General features: G+C 61.8%; 13 protein-coding genes. 7 read left to right on the top strand and 6 right to left on the bottom strand.

The window, feature by feature from the left end; genetic code table 11:
- Window positions 1-8: 8 nt before the first annotated feature.
- The 3 genes from ACQ4W6_RS08870 to ACQ4W6_RS08880 all read right to left on the bottom strand — a co-directional run bounded on the left by ACQ4W6_RS08870 (window position 9) and on the right by ACQ4W6_RS08880 (window position 3,411).
- Window positions 9-1,145, bottom strand: coding sequence for a DegT/DnrJ/EryC1/StrS family aminotransferase (locus tag ACQ4W6_RS08870; protein ID WP_436566813.1), 1,137 nt, complete (start codon window positions 1,143-1,145; stop codon window positions 9-11).
- Between the two features lie 203 nt (window positions 1,146-1,348).
- Entirely contained in the window at window positions 1,349-3,022 is a 1,674-nt protein-coding gene (locus ACQ4W6_RS08875; RefSeq protein ID WP_436566814.1) for a glycosyltransferase family 39 protein, read from the bottom strand.
- Complete coding sequence (locus ACQ4W6_RS08880; protein WP_436566815.1) at window positions 3,019-3,411, bottom strand: Mth938-like domain-containing protein; 393 nt, start codon at window positions 3,409-3,411, stop codon at window positions 3,019-3,021. The genes ACQ4W6_RS08875 and ACQ4W6_RS08880 overlap by 4 nt, the downstream gene beginning before the upstream one ends.
- 408 nt (window positions 3,412-3,819) lie before the next feature.
- On the opposite strand from ACQ4W6_RS08880, the gene ACQ4W6_RS08885 reads away from it, so the two are divergent.
- Complete coding sequence (locus tag ACQ4W6_RS08885) at window positions 3,820-5,049, top strand: pyridoxal phosphate-dependent aminotransferase (protein WP_436566816.1); 1,230 nt, start codon at window positions 3,820-3,822, stop codon at window positions 5,047-5,049.
- A 73-nt stretch (window positions 5,050-5,122) separates the two neighbouring features.
- Entirely contained in the window at window positions 5,123-6,445 is a 1,323-nt protein-coding gene (locus tag ACQ4W6_RS08890) for a homoserine dehydrogenase (RefSeq protein WP_436566817.1), read from the top strand.
- Between the two features lie 185 nt (window positions 6,446-6,630).
- Here the strand turns inward: ACQ4W6_RS08890 and ACQ4W6_RS08895 are convergent, their stop codons facing one another.
- The 3 genes from ACQ4W6_RS08895 to ACQ4W6_RS08905 are packed head-to-tail and all read right to left on the bottom strand — an operon-like array spanning window position 6,631 to window position 9,274.
- The gene (locus ACQ4W6_RS08895) at window positions 6,631-6,999 is read right to left on the bottom strand and encodes a ribonuclease E inhibitor RraB (protein ID WP_436566818.1); all 369 of its coding nucleotides are present in this window, start codon (window positions 6,997-6,999) and stop codon (window positions 6,631-6,633) included.
- A gap of 23 nt (window positions 7,000-7,022) precedes the next feature.
- The gene (locus tag ACQ4W6_RS08900; RefSeq protein WP_436566819.1) at window positions 7,023-8,543 is read right to left on the bottom strand and encodes a sensor histidine kinase; all 1,521 of its coding nucleotides are present in this window, start codon (window positions 8,541-8,543) and stop codon (window positions 7,023-7,025) included.
- The gene (locus ACQ4W6_RS08905) at window positions 8,540-9,274 is read right to left on the bottom strand and encodes a response regulator (protein ID WP_436566820.1); all 735 of its coding nucleotides are present in this window, start codon (window positions 9,272-9,274) and stop codon (window positions 8,540-8,542) included. Before ACQ4W6_RS08905 ends, ACQ4W6_RS08900 begins: the two co-directional genes overlap by 4 nt.
- 214 nt (window positions 9,275-9,488) lie before the next feature.
- On the opposite strand from ACQ4W6_RS08905, the gene ACQ4W6_RS08910 reads away from it, so the two are divergent.
- The 5 genes from ACQ4W6_RS08910 (at window position 9,489) to ACQ4W6_RS08930 (ending at window position 15,836) form a co-directional block, all read left to right on the top strand.
- Window positions 9,489-10,550 carry a porin gene (locus tag ACQ4W6_RS08910; RefSeq protein WP_436566821.1) on the top strand — a complete coding sequence of 354 codons (1,062 nt, stop codon included), beginning with the start codon at window positions 9,489-9,491 and terminating at the stop codon, window positions 10,548-10,550.
- Between the two features lie 3 nt (window positions 10,551-10,553).
- Window positions 10,554-11,546 carry a Bug family tripartite tricarboxylate transporter substrate binding protein gene (locus tag ACQ4W6_RS08915; protein WP_436566822.1) on the top strand — a complete coding sequence of 331 codons (993 nt, stop codon included), beginning with the start codon at window positions 10,554-10,556 and terminating at the stop codon, window positions 11,544-11,546.
- A 51-nt stretch (window positions 11,547-11,597) separates the two neighbouring features.
- The gene (locus tag ACQ4W6_RS08920) at window positions 11,598-12,695 is read left to right on the top strand and encodes an ABC transporter substrate-binding protein (protein ID WP_436566823.1); all 1,098 of its coding nucleotides are present in this window, start codon (window positions 11,598-11,600) and stop codon (window positions 12,693-12,695) included.
- Between the two features lie 228 nt (window positions 12,696-12,923).
- On the top strand, window positions 12,924-14,714 hold the full coding sequence (locus ACQ4W6_RS08925) for an ABC transporter permease (RefSeq protein WP_436566824.1): 1,791 nt from the start codon (window positions 12,924-12,926) through the stop codon (window positions 14,712-14,714).
- A 48-nt stretch (window positions 14,715-14,762) separates the two neighbouring features.
- The gene (locus ACQ4W6_RS08930) at window positions 14,763-15,836 is read left to right on the top strand and encodes an ABC transporter ATP-binding protein (RefSeq protein ID WP_436566825.1); all 1,074 of its coding nucleotides are present in this window, start codon (window positions 14,763-14,765) and stop codon (window positions 15,834-15,836) included.
- The last annotated feature ends 1 nt before the right edge of the window (window position 15,837 follow it).

Here is a 15,837-nt window from a genome sequence, read left to right on the forward strand (position 1 = left end):
CGCGCTGCTCACTTGATGAGGATGGATTTGACGGTAGCGACGGCGCGTTCCACATCCTGTTTGGTCATGGCGTAGAACATGGGCAGGGTCACCGTCAGGCGGCCAATTTTTTCCGCGACAGGGAACATGCCTTCGGTAAAGCCGCGTTCGCGGTACATGGTAAACAGGTGGATCGGTGCGTAATGATAGCCCGTTCCCACGTTCTGTTGTGCCATTTGTTGCATGAACGCGGCGCGCGTGCCAGGGCCATTGTCGGGCAAGATGATCTGGAACAAATGCCAGTTGCTGTTGTCAAAGTCCTGCACGGGCAACTGGGCGCCGCTGGCGGCTTCGAAATCGCTGCCGAATTGCTCGAAATAATGGCGTGCCAGCGCGCGGCGGTGTGCCGTGATTGCTTCAATATTGGCGAACTGGCCCAGGCCGATGGCGGCCATGATGTCGCTCATATTGTATTTGCCGCCCAGTACATCGACGTCGATGCCATCGACGCCGCTGCGCGTGACGCCCTGCAGCCGGTATTTCTCGGCCAGCCGCGCCTCTTCCAGATTGTTGAGGACCAGGCAACCGCCTTCGCCCGTGGTGATGTTCTTGTTGGCCTGGAAGCTGAACGAGACGAAATCGCCAAACGCGCCGATGCGCTTGCCTTTCCACGTCGAGCCGAACGCTTGCGCCGCATCTTCCACCACGCGCAGATTGTACTTGCCAGCAATCGCGTACAGGCGGTCCATGTCGACAGGCAAGCCCGACAGGTAGACGGGGATGATGGCGCGGGTGCGTGGCGTGATGGCCGCTTCCAGCTTGTCGAGGTCGATATTGCGCGTGACGGGGTCGATGTCGGCGAAGACGGGCGTGGCGCCCACTTCGATGATCACATTCGCCGTCGCGACCCATGACACGGGCGTGGTGATGACTTCGTCGCCAGGGCCAATGCCGGCGATGCGCAACGCGATTTCCATGGTGCAGGTACCCGAATTGAAGGTGCGCACGGGACGCCCGCCGAAGTATTGCGACAACTGGGCTTCGAAGGCTTGCACTTTCGGTCCGCTGGTGATCCAGCCGGAGCGCAGCACTTCGCCGACGGCAGTGATGGTCGCTTCATCGATGGTGGGTTTGGAAAAAGGCAAAAAGGGCAGGGTAGAGGTCATGGGGCGCGGTTCTTGGATCAGTGTATCAGTGGTTCGGCGTCGCACAGGCCGCCAGCGCGGTCAGCGTCCGCAGGCAGGCATGGCTATTTTATAACGTTAATAGGGCGGCGCAGCCGGTTCAGCGGGAAAAATCTCTCTGATGCGGAAGTGGGGCAAGCTGGCCGGGGCGCGCGGTTGTCTTACCTCGCGCCCCTGTAAAATATTTATTTGTTGGCAATGACCATGCGGCGCGCATCCTCTGCGATCACTCGCATGGGGACGCCACGCTGTTGTAATTGCTTGTAACGGTCCAGGCTGATAATGGCCATGTCGCGCACGCCGGCGTTGGCGTCCTGCGTCCATTGCGTAATGAAATGCTCGATGGTCGGTATCGACAGTTCCGGCTGCTGTTTCAAGCCAAAGGTGAACTCATCCCAGTAATCGACAAGGATCACGGGCCGCTGCAAATAATACGTCAGCGACTGTTCATAGATGCCCACCGAGTAAAGCTTGGTGTCGGGCTTCAGTTCGGCCTGGATCTGCTGCAGCAAATCGGTGCCTGCGCGGTTCTGGCCATACAGTTCGGAGCCGGCCAGGATGCAGTGCGTGGCGAGGAAGCCGGCGCCGGCGATCGTCAGCACGGTCATGTCGCGGCGCAATTGACGCGCATACAGCAAGGCTAAGGCGCCACCGGCCAGGGCGAAGAAGCCGGCCGCCATCAGCCATGGCTGGTAGCCTTTCAAGGCGATCAGGGCTGCCGGATCGCGCGCGCTGGCCTTGCCGAAGGCGATCGGCCCGCCAATCAGGATGGCCGCACCCAGCACGCACAGCACGCAGGCGGCCAGCATGCGCTGGCGGCGCGAGGCCGATTCCAGGAACAGCGCGATCAGCAGCGCCAGTGCGGGGAAGATGGGCACGATGTAGCCGGGCAGCTTCGAGGTCGAATAGCTGAAGAAGAAGAAAATGAAGACGGCCCAGACCAGCAGCATCAAACGGGGCTGGAAGGCGCCGTCCTGGCGCTTGAAGGCAGCCGCCAGGCTTTGCGGTAGCACGCCTATCCATGGCAGCATGCCTGGAATGAGCAGCACCAGGAAGTAATACCAGGCGCCTTCGCGCTTGTGGCCCTTCATCAGGAAGCGCTGGAAATGCTCGTGGATGAAGAAAAAATGCGGCTGTTCCGGATTGCGCAGGGCAACTGCCACGAACCACGGCGTGGCGATGGCAAAGAAAACCAGCAGGCCCTTGACCAGGTGCAAGCGCGTCCAGATGCGCCAGTCGCGTGCGCACAGCGAATACAGTACCAGTACGGCGCCCGGCAGCACGATACCGATCAGACCTTTGGCCAGGACGGCCAGCGCCATGCCGGCCCAGCAAGCCAGCATCCAGTTGCGCTGCTCAAGCGGCGTCGATTCGTCGCGCTGGGCGATCAGCAGGCTGGCCAGCACGATGGTCATCATGCCCGACAGGCCCATGTCGAGTGAATTGATCTGGCCAGAGGCGAGCCAGAACAGGCTCGATGCCAGCACCAGGCCCGCATACAGGCCCACGCGCGGGCCGAAAACCTTCTTGCCCGCATATGCCGTCATGCACACGCCGATGATGCCGCACAGGCCAGTCCACAGGCGCGCCTGCCAGTCACCCAGGCCGAAGGCGGCGAAAGTGAGGGCGTTCATCCAGGTTTGCAGCGGCGGCTTTTCAAAGTATTTGATGCCATTCAGGCGCGTGGTGATCCAGTCGCCCGTGGCGAACATTTCGCGCGCCATCTCGGCGTAGCGCCCTTCATCGGGCGGCACCAGGGTGCGCACGCCCAGCGCATACAGGGTGACGACGATGAAGATGCCCAGCAGCGACCACATCAGCACCCGCGATGCGTGCAGTTCGTTGATGTTGATTTTCATGCAGCGCTGCTCGCGCCGGGCGTCAAGATCAGGGCCAGCGTGACCTTGCGGCCTTCGCCCATGAGGATATTGTAGGTGCGGCAGGCGGCCTGGCTATCCATGCACTCGACGCCGATGCGGCGCATGGTCAGCGCGGCGGTCAGCTTCGGATGCACGAAGCGCTGGCGCTCGCCGGTGCCGAGAATGACCACGTCGGGTGCGTCGGCCAGGATTTGCGCGAAATGCGCTTCGCTCAACTGCTCGAAACTGGCCACTTCCCACGCCCGCGGTGGCGCTTCCGGCATGACGATCAGGCTATAGTGATATGGTTTGGCGTTGATTTCCACGCCATTTTCATCGTAGCCTGTGACGGTTTGGTATTGTTGGGTGTTGCTGGCATGAAGTTTCATGGCGATGTTGGGGCTGGTCGTGTCGGTTGATCGGTGCGTGCGCCGCTGGACGGGCGACGCGTCGAAGGGGCATAAGCATGCCATAAATGACAGAAAAGAGCGAATGCTAAGCAACATCCTTTCCAATTTGCAATCTTTAAAGCAACGGTAGCCGGTGGCGCTTGCCATAGTAATACGCAAAGATTAAGGGAAGATGAAGATCGCCCGGCGGAAAAGGCACGCGCGCGCCGCCTGGCGTGGCAGAAATGGCGCGAAATGCTGCAATTGGCCATGTTTAATTTGATAAAATGGCCTGCTTTCGGCGAGAATAGTTGTTTTCGCATTGCAGTCTCACGGGTTCACAGTTCTGGCGCGGCTATCATGCTGCAAGCGTAGGCCGGCCGCGCCACATCACGACAGGGATTTATTTTGCGACCGATTCAGAAATCGAATAAATTGGCGGACGTCTGCTACGACATCCGCGGCCCGGTCCTGGAAAAATCCAGGCAAATGGAAGAAGAAGGCCACAAGATCACCAAGCTCAATATCGGCAATCTGGCCGTGTTCGGCTTCGATCCGCCCGACGAGATCGTGCGCGACATGATGCTCAATCTGCAAAATGCGGCCGGCTATACGGATTCGAAGGGCATGTTTGCGCCGCGCAAAGCCGTCATGCACTACACCCAGGGCAAGAATATCGCCGGCGTGACCATCGATGACATTTACCTGGGCAATGGCGCCTCGGAGCTGATCGTCATGTCGATGAACGCGCTGCTCAACAGCGGCGACGAAGTGCTGGTGCCGGCGCCGGACTACCCGCTGTGGACGGCCGCTGTCAGCCTGTCCGGCGGCAATCCCGTGCATTATGTGTGCGACGAACAGAATGAGTGGTATCCCGACATCGAGGACATGCGCCGCAAGATCACGCCGCAGACGCGCGCCATCGTCGTCATCAACCCGAACAATCCCACCGGTGCGCTGTATCCGGTGGAAGTGCTGCAGCAGATCGTCGAACTGGCGCGCCAGCACCAGCTGATCATTTTCGCCGACGAGATCTACGACAAGGTGCTGTACGACGAAGCCGAGCACGTGTCGATCGCCTCGCTGGCCGATGACGTGCTGTTCATTACCATGAACGGCTTGTCGAAAAATTACCGCTCCTGCGGCTACCGCTCTGGCTGGATGGTGGTCTCGGGCGAAAAGCGGCACGCCAAGGATTACATCGAGGGCCTCAACATGCTGGCCTCGATGCGGCTATGCGCCAACGTCCCGGGGCAATTTGCCATCCAGACGGCGCTTGGCGGCTACCAGAGCATACAAGACCTGGTAGGGCCTGGCGGGCGATTGTTGAAACAGCGCGACCTGGCGCACAAGCTGCTGACCGATATTCCGGGCGTCACCTGTGTCAAGCCGAAGGCGGCGCTGTACATGTTCCCGCGCCTGGACCCGGAGATCTATCCGATCGCCGATGACCAGCAGTTTGCCTATGAATTACTGGCCGAAGCCAAGGTCCTGATCGTGCAGGGCACGGGCTTCAACTGGATTGCGCCGGACCACTTCCGCGTCGTCTTCCTGCCCAATTCCGATGACCTGACCGATGCCATGGGACGCATTGCGCGCTTCCTCGAAGGTTACCGCAAGCGTCACAGCCGGCTCTGAGCCGGCCAGTAGCAATACCGATCAACCTGGCGCTGCACTCGGCGGCGCCACTTATGAGCAGTCAAGTAAAACTATGAAATCCATCAAGATCGGCCTGTTGGGCCTGGGCAATGTCGGATACGGCACGTTCAGTGTCCTGAAACGCAATCAGGAAGAAATCAAGCGCCGCGCGGGCCGCGGCATTGAAGTCGTCGCCGTTGCCGTGCGCGACGTGGCGCGTGCCGAGGCGCTGGTCGCCGGCGCCTGCAAGGTCGTCAATGACCCGTACCTGATCGTCAACGATCCCGACATCGACATCGTCGTCGAACTGATCGGCGGCTACGACCTGTCGAAGACTCTGGTGCTGCAAGCGATTGCCAACGGCAAGCACGTGGTCACTGCCAACAAGGCCCTGCTGGCCGTGCATGGCAACGAAATCTTCGCCGCCGCCCAAGACAAGGGCGTGATGGTGGCCTTCGAGGCGGCCGTCGCCGGCGGCATCCCGATCATCAAGGCGCTGCGAGAAGGCCTGACGGCCAACCGCATCGAATGGATCGCCGGCATTATCAACGGCACCACCAATTTCATCCTCTCCGAAATGCGCGACAAGGGCCTCGATTTCGCTACTGTGCTGAAACAGGCGCAGGAACTCGGTTACGCGGAAGCCGACCCTACCTTCGACATCGAAGGCGTCGACGCCGCGCACAAGGCCACCATCATGTCGGCCATCGCCTTTGGCATCCCGGTGCAGTTCGACAAGGCCTACGTGGAAGGCATCAGCAATCTGAATGCGGTCGACATCCGCTACGCCGAGCAGCTGGGCTACCGCATCAAGCTGCTGGGCATCACCAAGCGCACCACCGTCAATGGCGTGGAAGGCATTGAGCTGCGCGTGCATCCGACCCTGATTCCGGCCAAGCGCTTGATCGCCAACGTGGAAGGCGCCATGAATGCGGTGCTGGTGCATGGCGACGCCGTCGGCGCCAGCCTGTACTCGGGCCGCGGTGCCGGTGCCGAGCCGACCGCTTCGTCGGTGATCGCCGACCTGGTCGACATCACCCGCCTGGCCACGGCCGACCCGGAACACCGCGTGCCGCACCTGGCCTTCCAGCCGAACGCGATGACCAACATCGACATCCTGCCGATGTCGGAAATCACCACCAGCTACTACCTGCGCATGCACGTGGCCGACCAGCCAGGCGTGCTGGCCGACCTGACGCGCATCCTGGCCGAACGCAGCATCTCGATCGACGCCATGCTGCAAAAAGAGCCGGCCGAAGGCGAGACGCATACGGACATCATCATGCTGACGCATCAGACGCAGGAAAAGAACGTCACGGCTGCCATCGAGAAAATGGAAGCCTTGAGCAGCGTGGTGGGCACCGTCACCAAGATACGCCTGGAAAACCTCAGCTAATCGTTTCCTCAGTGCGATGCAAAACGGCGCCCGCGGGCGCCGTTTTGCATCGCCACAGTCTTGCAACGCCTGACAAAACCGTAGCGAGCGGAAGGGAGTTGTGTTCGAGAAGCGCAACTGTACGAAGGTACAGTGAGCATCGCAGAGCGCAAATCACGACGCGCAGTAGGTTTTGTCAGGTGTCACTAGAACTGCGGCACGTCCTTGTCCTGGCCGGCCGGACCCACATCCATGCCGTCATAACTGGCCAGTTTTTGTTCTTGCGCAAACTGCATCAGTTCGCCATTGCGCGCGTGCAGGCTGTCGACGCCGTGCACTTCCTCTTTTTCCACGTGCAGCACCCATACGGGCGTGGCAGCCGGGTCATCGAGCTCCGGCTGGTACAGCTCTACCGGACGGTAGCCCTGGATCGCCAGCAGCGCGGCGGCCTGTTCCAGCGGCCCGGATGCCGGGTTGGTGAAGTAATAGCCCCACAACAGCGGCTGGGACAGGTCCCATGGCGCGTTCTCGGCGATATTGGCAAACAGTTCGGTTACGTCTTCTTTGGTCATCATGGCAGTGTGCCTTCATTAATATCTCAGGGCGAGATCTTAGCATCGACTGGCGCGGCGGTGAAATGCACGCCTACTTTCAAGCCATGGCCATTGTCTGCCGTCGCCAGTTCCAGCCTGGCGCCATGCAGGGCGGCGATATCGCGCACGATGGCCAGGCCCAGTCCTGCACCGCCAGGATTACTTTCGAGCGCCGCGCCGACGCGGTAAAACGGCGTAAAGACGCGCTCGCGTTCGGCCGGCGCAATACCCTTGCCACTGTCTTCCACTTCCAGCACTGCGCCTTGGCTACCTTGCGCCGCGCGTACGCGCAAGATGACGCTGCCGCCCTGTGGCGTGTAGTGCAGCGCATTGTCGACCAGATTGGCCAGCAGTTCGTGCAGCAGCAGGGCCTGGCCATGCACGGGCGCCTCGTCGGGCGCTTCCAGCGATAAATCGATATGCTTGCCGACGGCGACCACGGCCATTTCCAGTCCCACCTGCTGTGCCACGGCGCGCAGCGGGACGCTGTCCATCGCCAGGCTGTCACCGCCATGCTCGATACGCGCCAGCGTCAGGAGCCGGTTGGCCAGCAGCACTGTGGAATCGGTAGTGGCGGCGATGGAGCGCACGATGTCGCGCAAGGCGGCCATGTCCTGCGGCGCGGCGCCCTGGCGGTCGCATGCGCGCAAGGCCAGTTCGGCCTGGGTTTTCAACACGGTCAACGGCGTGCGCAATTGGTGCGAGGCGTCGGCGATGAAGCGGCGCTGGCTGGCGATCAGTTGCTGCAGGCGCGACATGGAGCCATTCATGGCGCTGACCAGCGGGCGCATTTCCTTGTGCACCAGCGCGGGATCGACGTCGGACAGGTCGGACAGGGCGCGCGTCTCGACTTCCGTTTTCAAGCGCATCAGCGGCTGCAGCACCAGGCGCACGGCAAACCACACCAGCGCGCCCATCACCAGTATCATCGCCGCCTGCCAGCTCAGGGTGTCGAATAAAATCTGGTTCGACAGGCCGCGCCGCGCGTCCAGGGTTTCGGCCACCTGGATCAGGGCGATGCCGCGCATCGAGTCGTCATATACCGGTTGCAGCAGGGCGGCGATGCGTATCTGCTTGCCATGGTAGTCGGCGTGATAGAAGCGCACCAGGGCCGGATAATTCTGCGAACGGGGCACGTTTTTGGGCACCGGCGGCAGGTCGCCATAGCCCGACACCAGTTCGCCATTGATGCCCGTGACCTTGTAGTAGATGCGGCCCAGGGTGTCGGTCTCGAAGCTGTCGAGCGCCACGTAGGGCACCTCGGCCACCACCTTGCCGCCGACGATGGAAACGCGCTCGGCCAGCGCGCGCGTCGACGCCAGCAGCGAGCGGTCGTAGGCCATGTCGGCCGCATCGAGGGCGTTGCGGTAGACGAAAAAGGCATCCAGCAGCACCAGCATCACCAGCGGGATGAGCAGCCAGCGCAGCAGCTGGCTACGCAGGCTGCCCAGCGGCCGGCCCTGCGCGTAGCGCCGGCGCAGGCGCTCAAGCAGGGGCAGGCGCAGGTGTTGCGTGGCGGTGCTCATTTTGGCGTGGCTGGCGCCATGGCGCTGCGCGGCTGCAGCAGGTAGCCGATGCCGCGCAAGGTGGTGATGACGGCGCCTCCTGGCGAGCCGCTTTCCACGCCGCCTTCAACACTGTACTCCAGCTTCTTGCGTACGCGGTGGATGTACAGTTCGATGGCGTCCAGGTTGGCGTCGTCGGCCAGCGCAAACACTTCGTCGAACAGCTTTTCTTTCGACACGGCGCGCCCCGAGCGCGTGATCAGCGCTTCGAGCACCGCATGTTCGCGCGGCGTCAGGGCCAGTGCCGCGCCGCCATAGCTGAACATGCGCGTGACGGTGTCGAAACTGAGCGCGCCGCAGGTGTGCACGAGTGCCTCGTTACCCTGGCTGCGGCGCAGCAGGGCCTTCACGCGCGCTTCCAGTTCGGCCAGCTCGAACGGCTTGGCCATGTAGTCGTCCGCACCCAGGTTCAGGCCCTGCACTTTTTCATCCAGGCCGCCGCGTGCCGTGAGTATCATGACGGGGGTCTTGCCGCGCGTGCCGCCGCGCGCGCGCAGGCGGCGCAGCACGTCCAGGCCATCCATCTTCGGCAAGGTCAGGTCGAGCAGCACCAATGAATATTCCTGCGTGTGCAGCAGGGCGTCGGCATCGGCGCCGTTGTGGGCCGTCTCCACTGTCAGATGCGCGTCGCGCAGGGCCTTTGCCAGCCAGTGCGACAGCTCAAGATGGTCTTCCACTAATAATATGCGCATGGTCTCCGCCATTCGTTTGAAACGATACAGTGTAAGCCTGTCGGCGCGTCGCCGACAGGGGCGGCAATGAATATGTTTGTGTCAGTTGTGGCTGGCCGGCGACACATGTCGCTCTGAAAGCGAATTGAAAGGATGGCGCTCATATAGTGTGATCCTGATTCATGAAATTGATCAGGCATATCACTAATAACTATATCTAAGGGAGACACTCTACATGAAGAAAACCGCATTCTCGCTGGCCGCCATGGCTGTCCTGGCCACTGCCGGCAGCGCCCAGGCCCAGTCGAACGTCACCCTGTACGGCCGCCTCGACGCCGGTATCAGCAACACCAGCAATGCCGGCCCCACGAAGGGTTCCTCGACGCAAGTCAGTTCGGGCGGCATGAACACCTCGCGTTGGGGCATCTTGGGCAGCGAAGACCTGGGCGGTGGCTTGAAAGCCGTATTCAATCTGGAAGGCGGCATCCTGGTCGACACGGGCGCCGCAGATGGCGCGCTGTTCAAGCGCCAGGCCAATGTGGGCCTGGAAGGCGATTTTGGCCGCGTCGTGCTGGGCCGCTCATTTACCACCGTGTATGACTTCGTGCTGCCGTTCGACCCCATGGCTTATGCGCCTTTCTATTCGTGGGCCACTTCGGCCAATGCAACCGGCCCAAGCAAGTACGGCATGACCACTGCGTTTGACAACATGGTCAAATACTCGGGCAAGACGGGCGGCTTCAGCTACGGCGCATCGTACGGTTTCGGCGAGCAGACGACGGGCAATTCGGACAGCGCCAAGCTGTCCACGGCGCTCACTTATAAAACGGGTCCCGTCAGCTTGCTGGCCACGTATGAACAGGTCAACGGCAATGCCATCGCCGGTGGTGCGCGCGACAAGACCACCGTGTATCACGTGGGCGCCATGTATGACGACGGCCCGTGGAAAGTGCAGGCGGCAGCGCGCGACTACAAGCTCGACCTGGCAGCAGCGGGCAAGGCGGACGTGCGCGGTACCCTGTACTGGGGCGGCGTCAGCTACAAGACCACGCCGGTGATTACCCTGACCGGCGTGATCTACTACCAGGACGTGAAAAACGTGGCCGCCAACCTCGATGCCGATCCGATCATGTACGTGGCACGCGTGCGTTATGCCCTGTCCAAGCGCACCGACCTGTACGTGGCCGGCGCCTACGCCAAGGCCAAGCACAATCAACTGGTCAGCCTGTCGCGCGACGATGCCGGTTTCGGCGATACGCAGCGCGGCCTGATCGCCGGCATCCAGCACCGCTTTTAAGCCATGACCATGCTGCGTTCCCTGTTCCTGTCCTTGTCCCTGTTTTGCCTGTTGCCTGCCATTGCCGGTGCACAGGCGGCTACGCCAGCGCCAGTCGAGTGCGTGGTGCCGTCCAAGCCGGGCGGCGCCATGGACCTGACCTGCAAGCTGGCGAAAAAAGGCTTGGCGCAGGAGGGCGCGGCAGGTGTGGCCGCACCGATGCGTATCAGCTATCTGCCCGGTGGCATCGGCGCGGTGGCGTGGCATTCGATGGTGTCGCAGCGGCGCCGCGCGGAGCCGAACACCCTGGTGGCGTTTTCGGGCGGCTCGCTGCTCAATCTGGCGCAGGGCAAGTTCGGCAATGCCAAGGCGGGCGACGTGCGCTGGGTGGCAGCGCTGGGCGCCGACTACGGCATGATCGCCGTGCGCAGCGATTCGCCCTACAAGACGCTGGCCGACCTGATCGCGGCGCTGCGCCAGCATCCGGACAAAGTGCTGATCGGCGTCTCCGGCACCATCGGCAGCCAGGACTGGCTGAAGATGGCGCTGGTGGCGCGCCATGCCGGCATCGACCCGAAGGTGCTGCGTTTCGTCGCGCTCGAAGGCGGCGGCGAAGTATTTACGGCGATGCAGGCCGACTACGTGCAGGTGGTCTCGGGCGACACGTCCGAGGCCACGCTGAACGCCAGCGCCAACCATGCACGCGTGCTGGCGGTACTGTCGGAAAAACGCCTGCCGGGCGTGCTGGCCGGCGTGCCGACGGCGCGCGAGCAGGGCATCGACGTGGTCTGGCCCATCATCCGTGGCGTCTGGATGGGGCCACAGGTGCCCGAGGCAGACTACCAGCGCTGGGTGGCCACCTTTGAACGCGCCATGGCTACGCCGCAGTTTGCCGAATGGCGCGCGCAGGCCGGCTTGTATCCATTCGCCCTGACGGGGCCGAAACTGACGGCCTATGTCAGGAAAGCAGTCGACGACTATGCGCGACAGGCCACTGAACTCGGATTGATGCGCTGAACGGCATCATCAGTAATAAAAAAACTCAACATCACAGACGGAGACAACCCCATGCACACCAAGACACTGCTTCAAGCCGCCATTGCCACTGCGTTTGCCAGCCTGGCCGGCGCCGCCTTCGCGCAAGTGCCACCCGGCTATCCGGCCGACTACCAGAAGATCATCGACGCGGCCAAGAAGGAAGGCAAGGTAGTCATTTACAGCGCCACCGACAGCAAGGCGGCCGCGCCGCTGATCAAGGATTTCAGCGCCCTGTATCCCGGCATTTCGGTCGAATACAACGACATGAATTCCACCGAGGTGTACAACCGCTTCATTTCCGAAGTGGCCGCCGGCGGCAACACAGCCGACGTCATGTGGTCGTCGGCGATGGACTTGCAGATGCGCCTGGCCTCGGACGGCTACGCGCTCAAGTACAAATCCGTGGAAGCGTCGAAGATTCCCGGCTGGGCGATGTGGGATGACCAGGCTTACGGCACCACGTTCGAGCCGGCCGCCATCGTCTACAACAAGCGATTGGTCGATCCGAAGGAAGTGCCAAAGAATCACGACGACTTCGTCAAGCTGATCGCCACGCCGAAATTCAAGGACAAGGTCACCACCTACGATATCGAAAAATCGGGCGTCGGCTTCATGTTCATGGCGCAGGACGCCAAGGAGTACCCGCAATTCCTGGCGCTGGAAAACGCGTTTGGTGCGGCCAAGGTGCGCGTGCAGTCGTCGACGGGTACCATGATGGAGCGCATTTCGTCGGGCGAAAACCTGATCGGCTACAACGTGCTGGGCTCTTACGCCTTGGTGCGCGCCAAGACCGACCCGTCGATCGGCGTGGTGCTGCCCAAGGATTACACGCTGATACTGTCGCGCGTGCAGTTCATCAACAAGAACGCGAAGAACGTCAACGCCGGCAAACTCTGGCTCGATTACATACTGTCGCACCGGGGCCAGACCGTCATCTCGAACGGCGCCAAGCTGTTCGCCATTCGCGCCGACGTGACGGGGGAAACTACCTCGGTTGAGCTGATCAAGGAAATCGGCGCGGCCAACGTCAAGCCGATTCCCGTGCACCCGATCATCCTGCAATTTTTGGGACCAGCCAAGCGCATGGCCTTCCTGAAACAATGGAAAGAGACAGCCGGCAAAAAGTAACGCTGTCTTAGGGGCCGGGAATAAATAGGTGTTACGTTTGGGGGACTCTGGCGGGATGCGAAGCAAGGCGCGAGAAGGAGCCATAGCGAGCTATGGCGACGACGAGCAACGCCGCAGCGCGCCGGCCAGAGACGATCCAAATGTGACAGTAATTTTTGAACGGCTCCTTAACCGCCCGCGAGCCTGGCTTGCGGGCGCACGCCGCACCCTTCATTCATTGGATTCATCATGCAAACTGCTATCTTGCCGCTGCCTGCACGGTCGCGCTCTCCCTTGTCGCGCCTGAACTGGCCGCGCGGCGTGGTGGTGGCGATCACCCTGGTCGCCATTTTCCTGCCACTGTTCCTGATTTTTTACCAAAGCTTTTTGAACGCGCCTTTCTTCATGCCGGTGCGCGAATTCGGCTTTGATTCTTACCGTTTCATCTTCGATGATCCTGATTTCTCGATGGCCTTCAAGAATGGCCTGATGCTCGCCTTCGGCCTGACCATTATCGCCGTGCCGCTGGGCGGCATGCTTGCCTTCCTGATGGTGCGCACCGATTTGCCAGGCCGTGGCTGGGTAGCGCCCATGCTGCTGGTGCCCATTTTTGTGTCGCCGATGGTGATGGGCTTTGGCTACGTCGTCTCGATGGGCCCCGTGGGCTTTTACTCGATATGGGCCAAGGAACTGCTGGGCTTCGTGCCCTGGAATATCTACTCGTTTACCAGTATCGTCATCATCGCCGGCCTGACGCACGTGCCGCACGTTTACCTGTATGCCTCGTCGGCGTTGAAAAGCCTGGGTTCGGACGTGGAAGAGGCGGCCCGCGTGGCCGGCGCCTCGCCGATCCAGGTGATGATGAATGTGTCACTGCCGATGATCATGCCGGCGCTGGCGTATGCAGGCGTGCTGGTGTTCTTCCTTGGCTTCGAGGTGTTCGGCCTGGTGCTGGTATTGGGCGACCCGGAAGGCCATCTGGTGCTGCCGACCTATCTGTACAAACTGACCAATAAACTGGGTACGCCGTCGTACCACCTGATGGCCGCTGTCGCCGTTTGCCTGGTCATGGTGACCATGCCGCTGGTGATGATACAGCGCTGGCTGCTCAAGTCCGCCAACAAGTATGTGTCGATCAAGGGCAAGGGCGCGCGCAGCAAGGCCATGCCGCTGGGTCGCTGGAAGTGGCTGGCGTTCGCCATGCTGGCCGGCTGGCTGCTGTTTACCATCATCTTGCCGTTGACAGGCATCGTGCTGCGCTCCTTCGTGCAGTACTGGGGCGAGGGTGTGCACCTGGCCGACGTACTGACCCTGCAGCATTTCCGCGATATCTTCGACCAGCCTTCGCTGGTGCGCGGCATCGTCAACACCATCCTGATCGGCGTGGTCGGCGGTGCCCTGGCCGTTGGCTGCTACAGCTTCATCGCGCTGGCCATGCACCGCAAGCAGGACGGCATCACGCGCCTGCTCGATTACAGCGTGCTGGTGCCGCGCGCCGTGCCGGGCCTGCTGGCTGGCCTGTCGTTCCTGTGGGTGTTCCTGTTTGTGCCGGCCTGGCTCGATGGCATGCTCAAGGGCATGGACAACGGCGTGGCCCTGTGGCTCAGTGGCCATTTCATCCCCGTGCTGCGTGAGCTGCGCTCGACCATTTTCGCCCTGTGGCTGGCGTATTCGGTGGTGTGGATGGCCTACGGCATGCGTTTGATTTCCACCGCGCTGCTGCAGGTGGGGCCGGAACTGGAAGAGGCGGCGCGCGCCGTCGGCGCCAGCCGCGGCCAGGTGACGCGCGATGTGACCCTGCCGCTGATCAAATACGGTTTGCTGGGCGCCTGGCTGATGGTCTTCCTGATCTTCGAGCGCGAATATTCGACGGGCGTGTACCTGCTCTCGCCGGGCACCGAAGTGATCGGCGCCATGCTGGTGTCGCTGTGGGCTGGCGGCTCGACCGACCTGGTGGCGGCGCTGTCGTTCATCAACATCACCCTGGTGGCCATTGGCCTCGGCATCGCACTGCGCTTTGGCGTCAAGTTACACAACTGAGCTGCATAACTAAATATATAGACTAAATATAAAGACTGAGACAAGATCATGAATGAATTGACCGTCAATGAGCTGCACCTGGACTACGGCACCGGCGCCGCCGCCAACCAGATTTTGAAGGGTGTCTCGATGCACCTGAAAAAAGGCGAAGTGGTCGCCTTGCTGGGGCCTTCTGGCAGCGGCAAGACCACCTTGCTGCGCGCCGTCGCCGGGCTGGAAAGCCCGAAGGCAGGTGCCATCCAGATCGGCGAGCGCAATGTCTACGATGGCGCAAAGCACTTCGAGATGCCGGCCGAACAGCGCAACCTGGGCCTGGTGTTCCAGTCGTATGCGCTGTGGCCGCACAAGACGGTGTTCGACAACGTCGCCTACGGCCTCAAATTGCGCAAGATGGGCACGACGGAGATCGCCGCCCGCGTCAAGGAAGTGCTGACGCAGTTGGGCCTGGGACATTTGGGTGAGCGCTATCCGCATCAGCTGTCTGGCGGCCAGCAGCAGCGCGTGGCGATCGCCAGGGCGCTGGTGTACAACCCGCCCGTGATCCTGCTTGACGAACCGCTGTCGAACCTGGACGCCAAGCTGCGCGAGGAAGCGCGTGCCTTCCTGCGCGAACTGATCGTGCGCCTGGGCCTGTCGGCCCTGATGGTGACGCATGACCAGGGCGAGGCGATGGCCATTTCCGACCGCATCCTGCTCCTGAATAACGGCAAGATCGAGCAGCAAGGCACGCCGCAAAGCATGTATGAAACGCCCGATACGCTGTTTACGGCGGAGTTCATGGGCAGTAACAACCGCCTGCCAGGCAAGGTGGTGCAGCGAGATGGCGCCAGTGTGCGCCTGCTGGTCGATGGTGCCTCGATGCAGGGCGTGGCGCGCGGCGCGAACGTGGGCCTTGACGTGACCACCATGATCCGCGTCGAAGAGGTGAAAATCAGCGCCACGCCGGTGGACAACGCCATCGAACTGCCGCTGCTGACCTGCATGTACCTGGGCGACCGCTGGGAGTGCCTGTTCGAGCGGGGCGGCGCCGAGAACATCAGCTTGCGCGCCTATTCGCGCCACAAGCTCGAAGCGGGCAAGTACTGGCTGCATATGCCGGCCGAAAAGCTCTGGGTGTTTTAAC

Source organism: Janthinobacterium woesei (genome assembly GCF_051380875.1).
GTDB lineage: Bacteria > Pseudomonadota > Gammaproteobacteria > Burkholderiales > Burkholderiaceae_D > Janthinobacterium.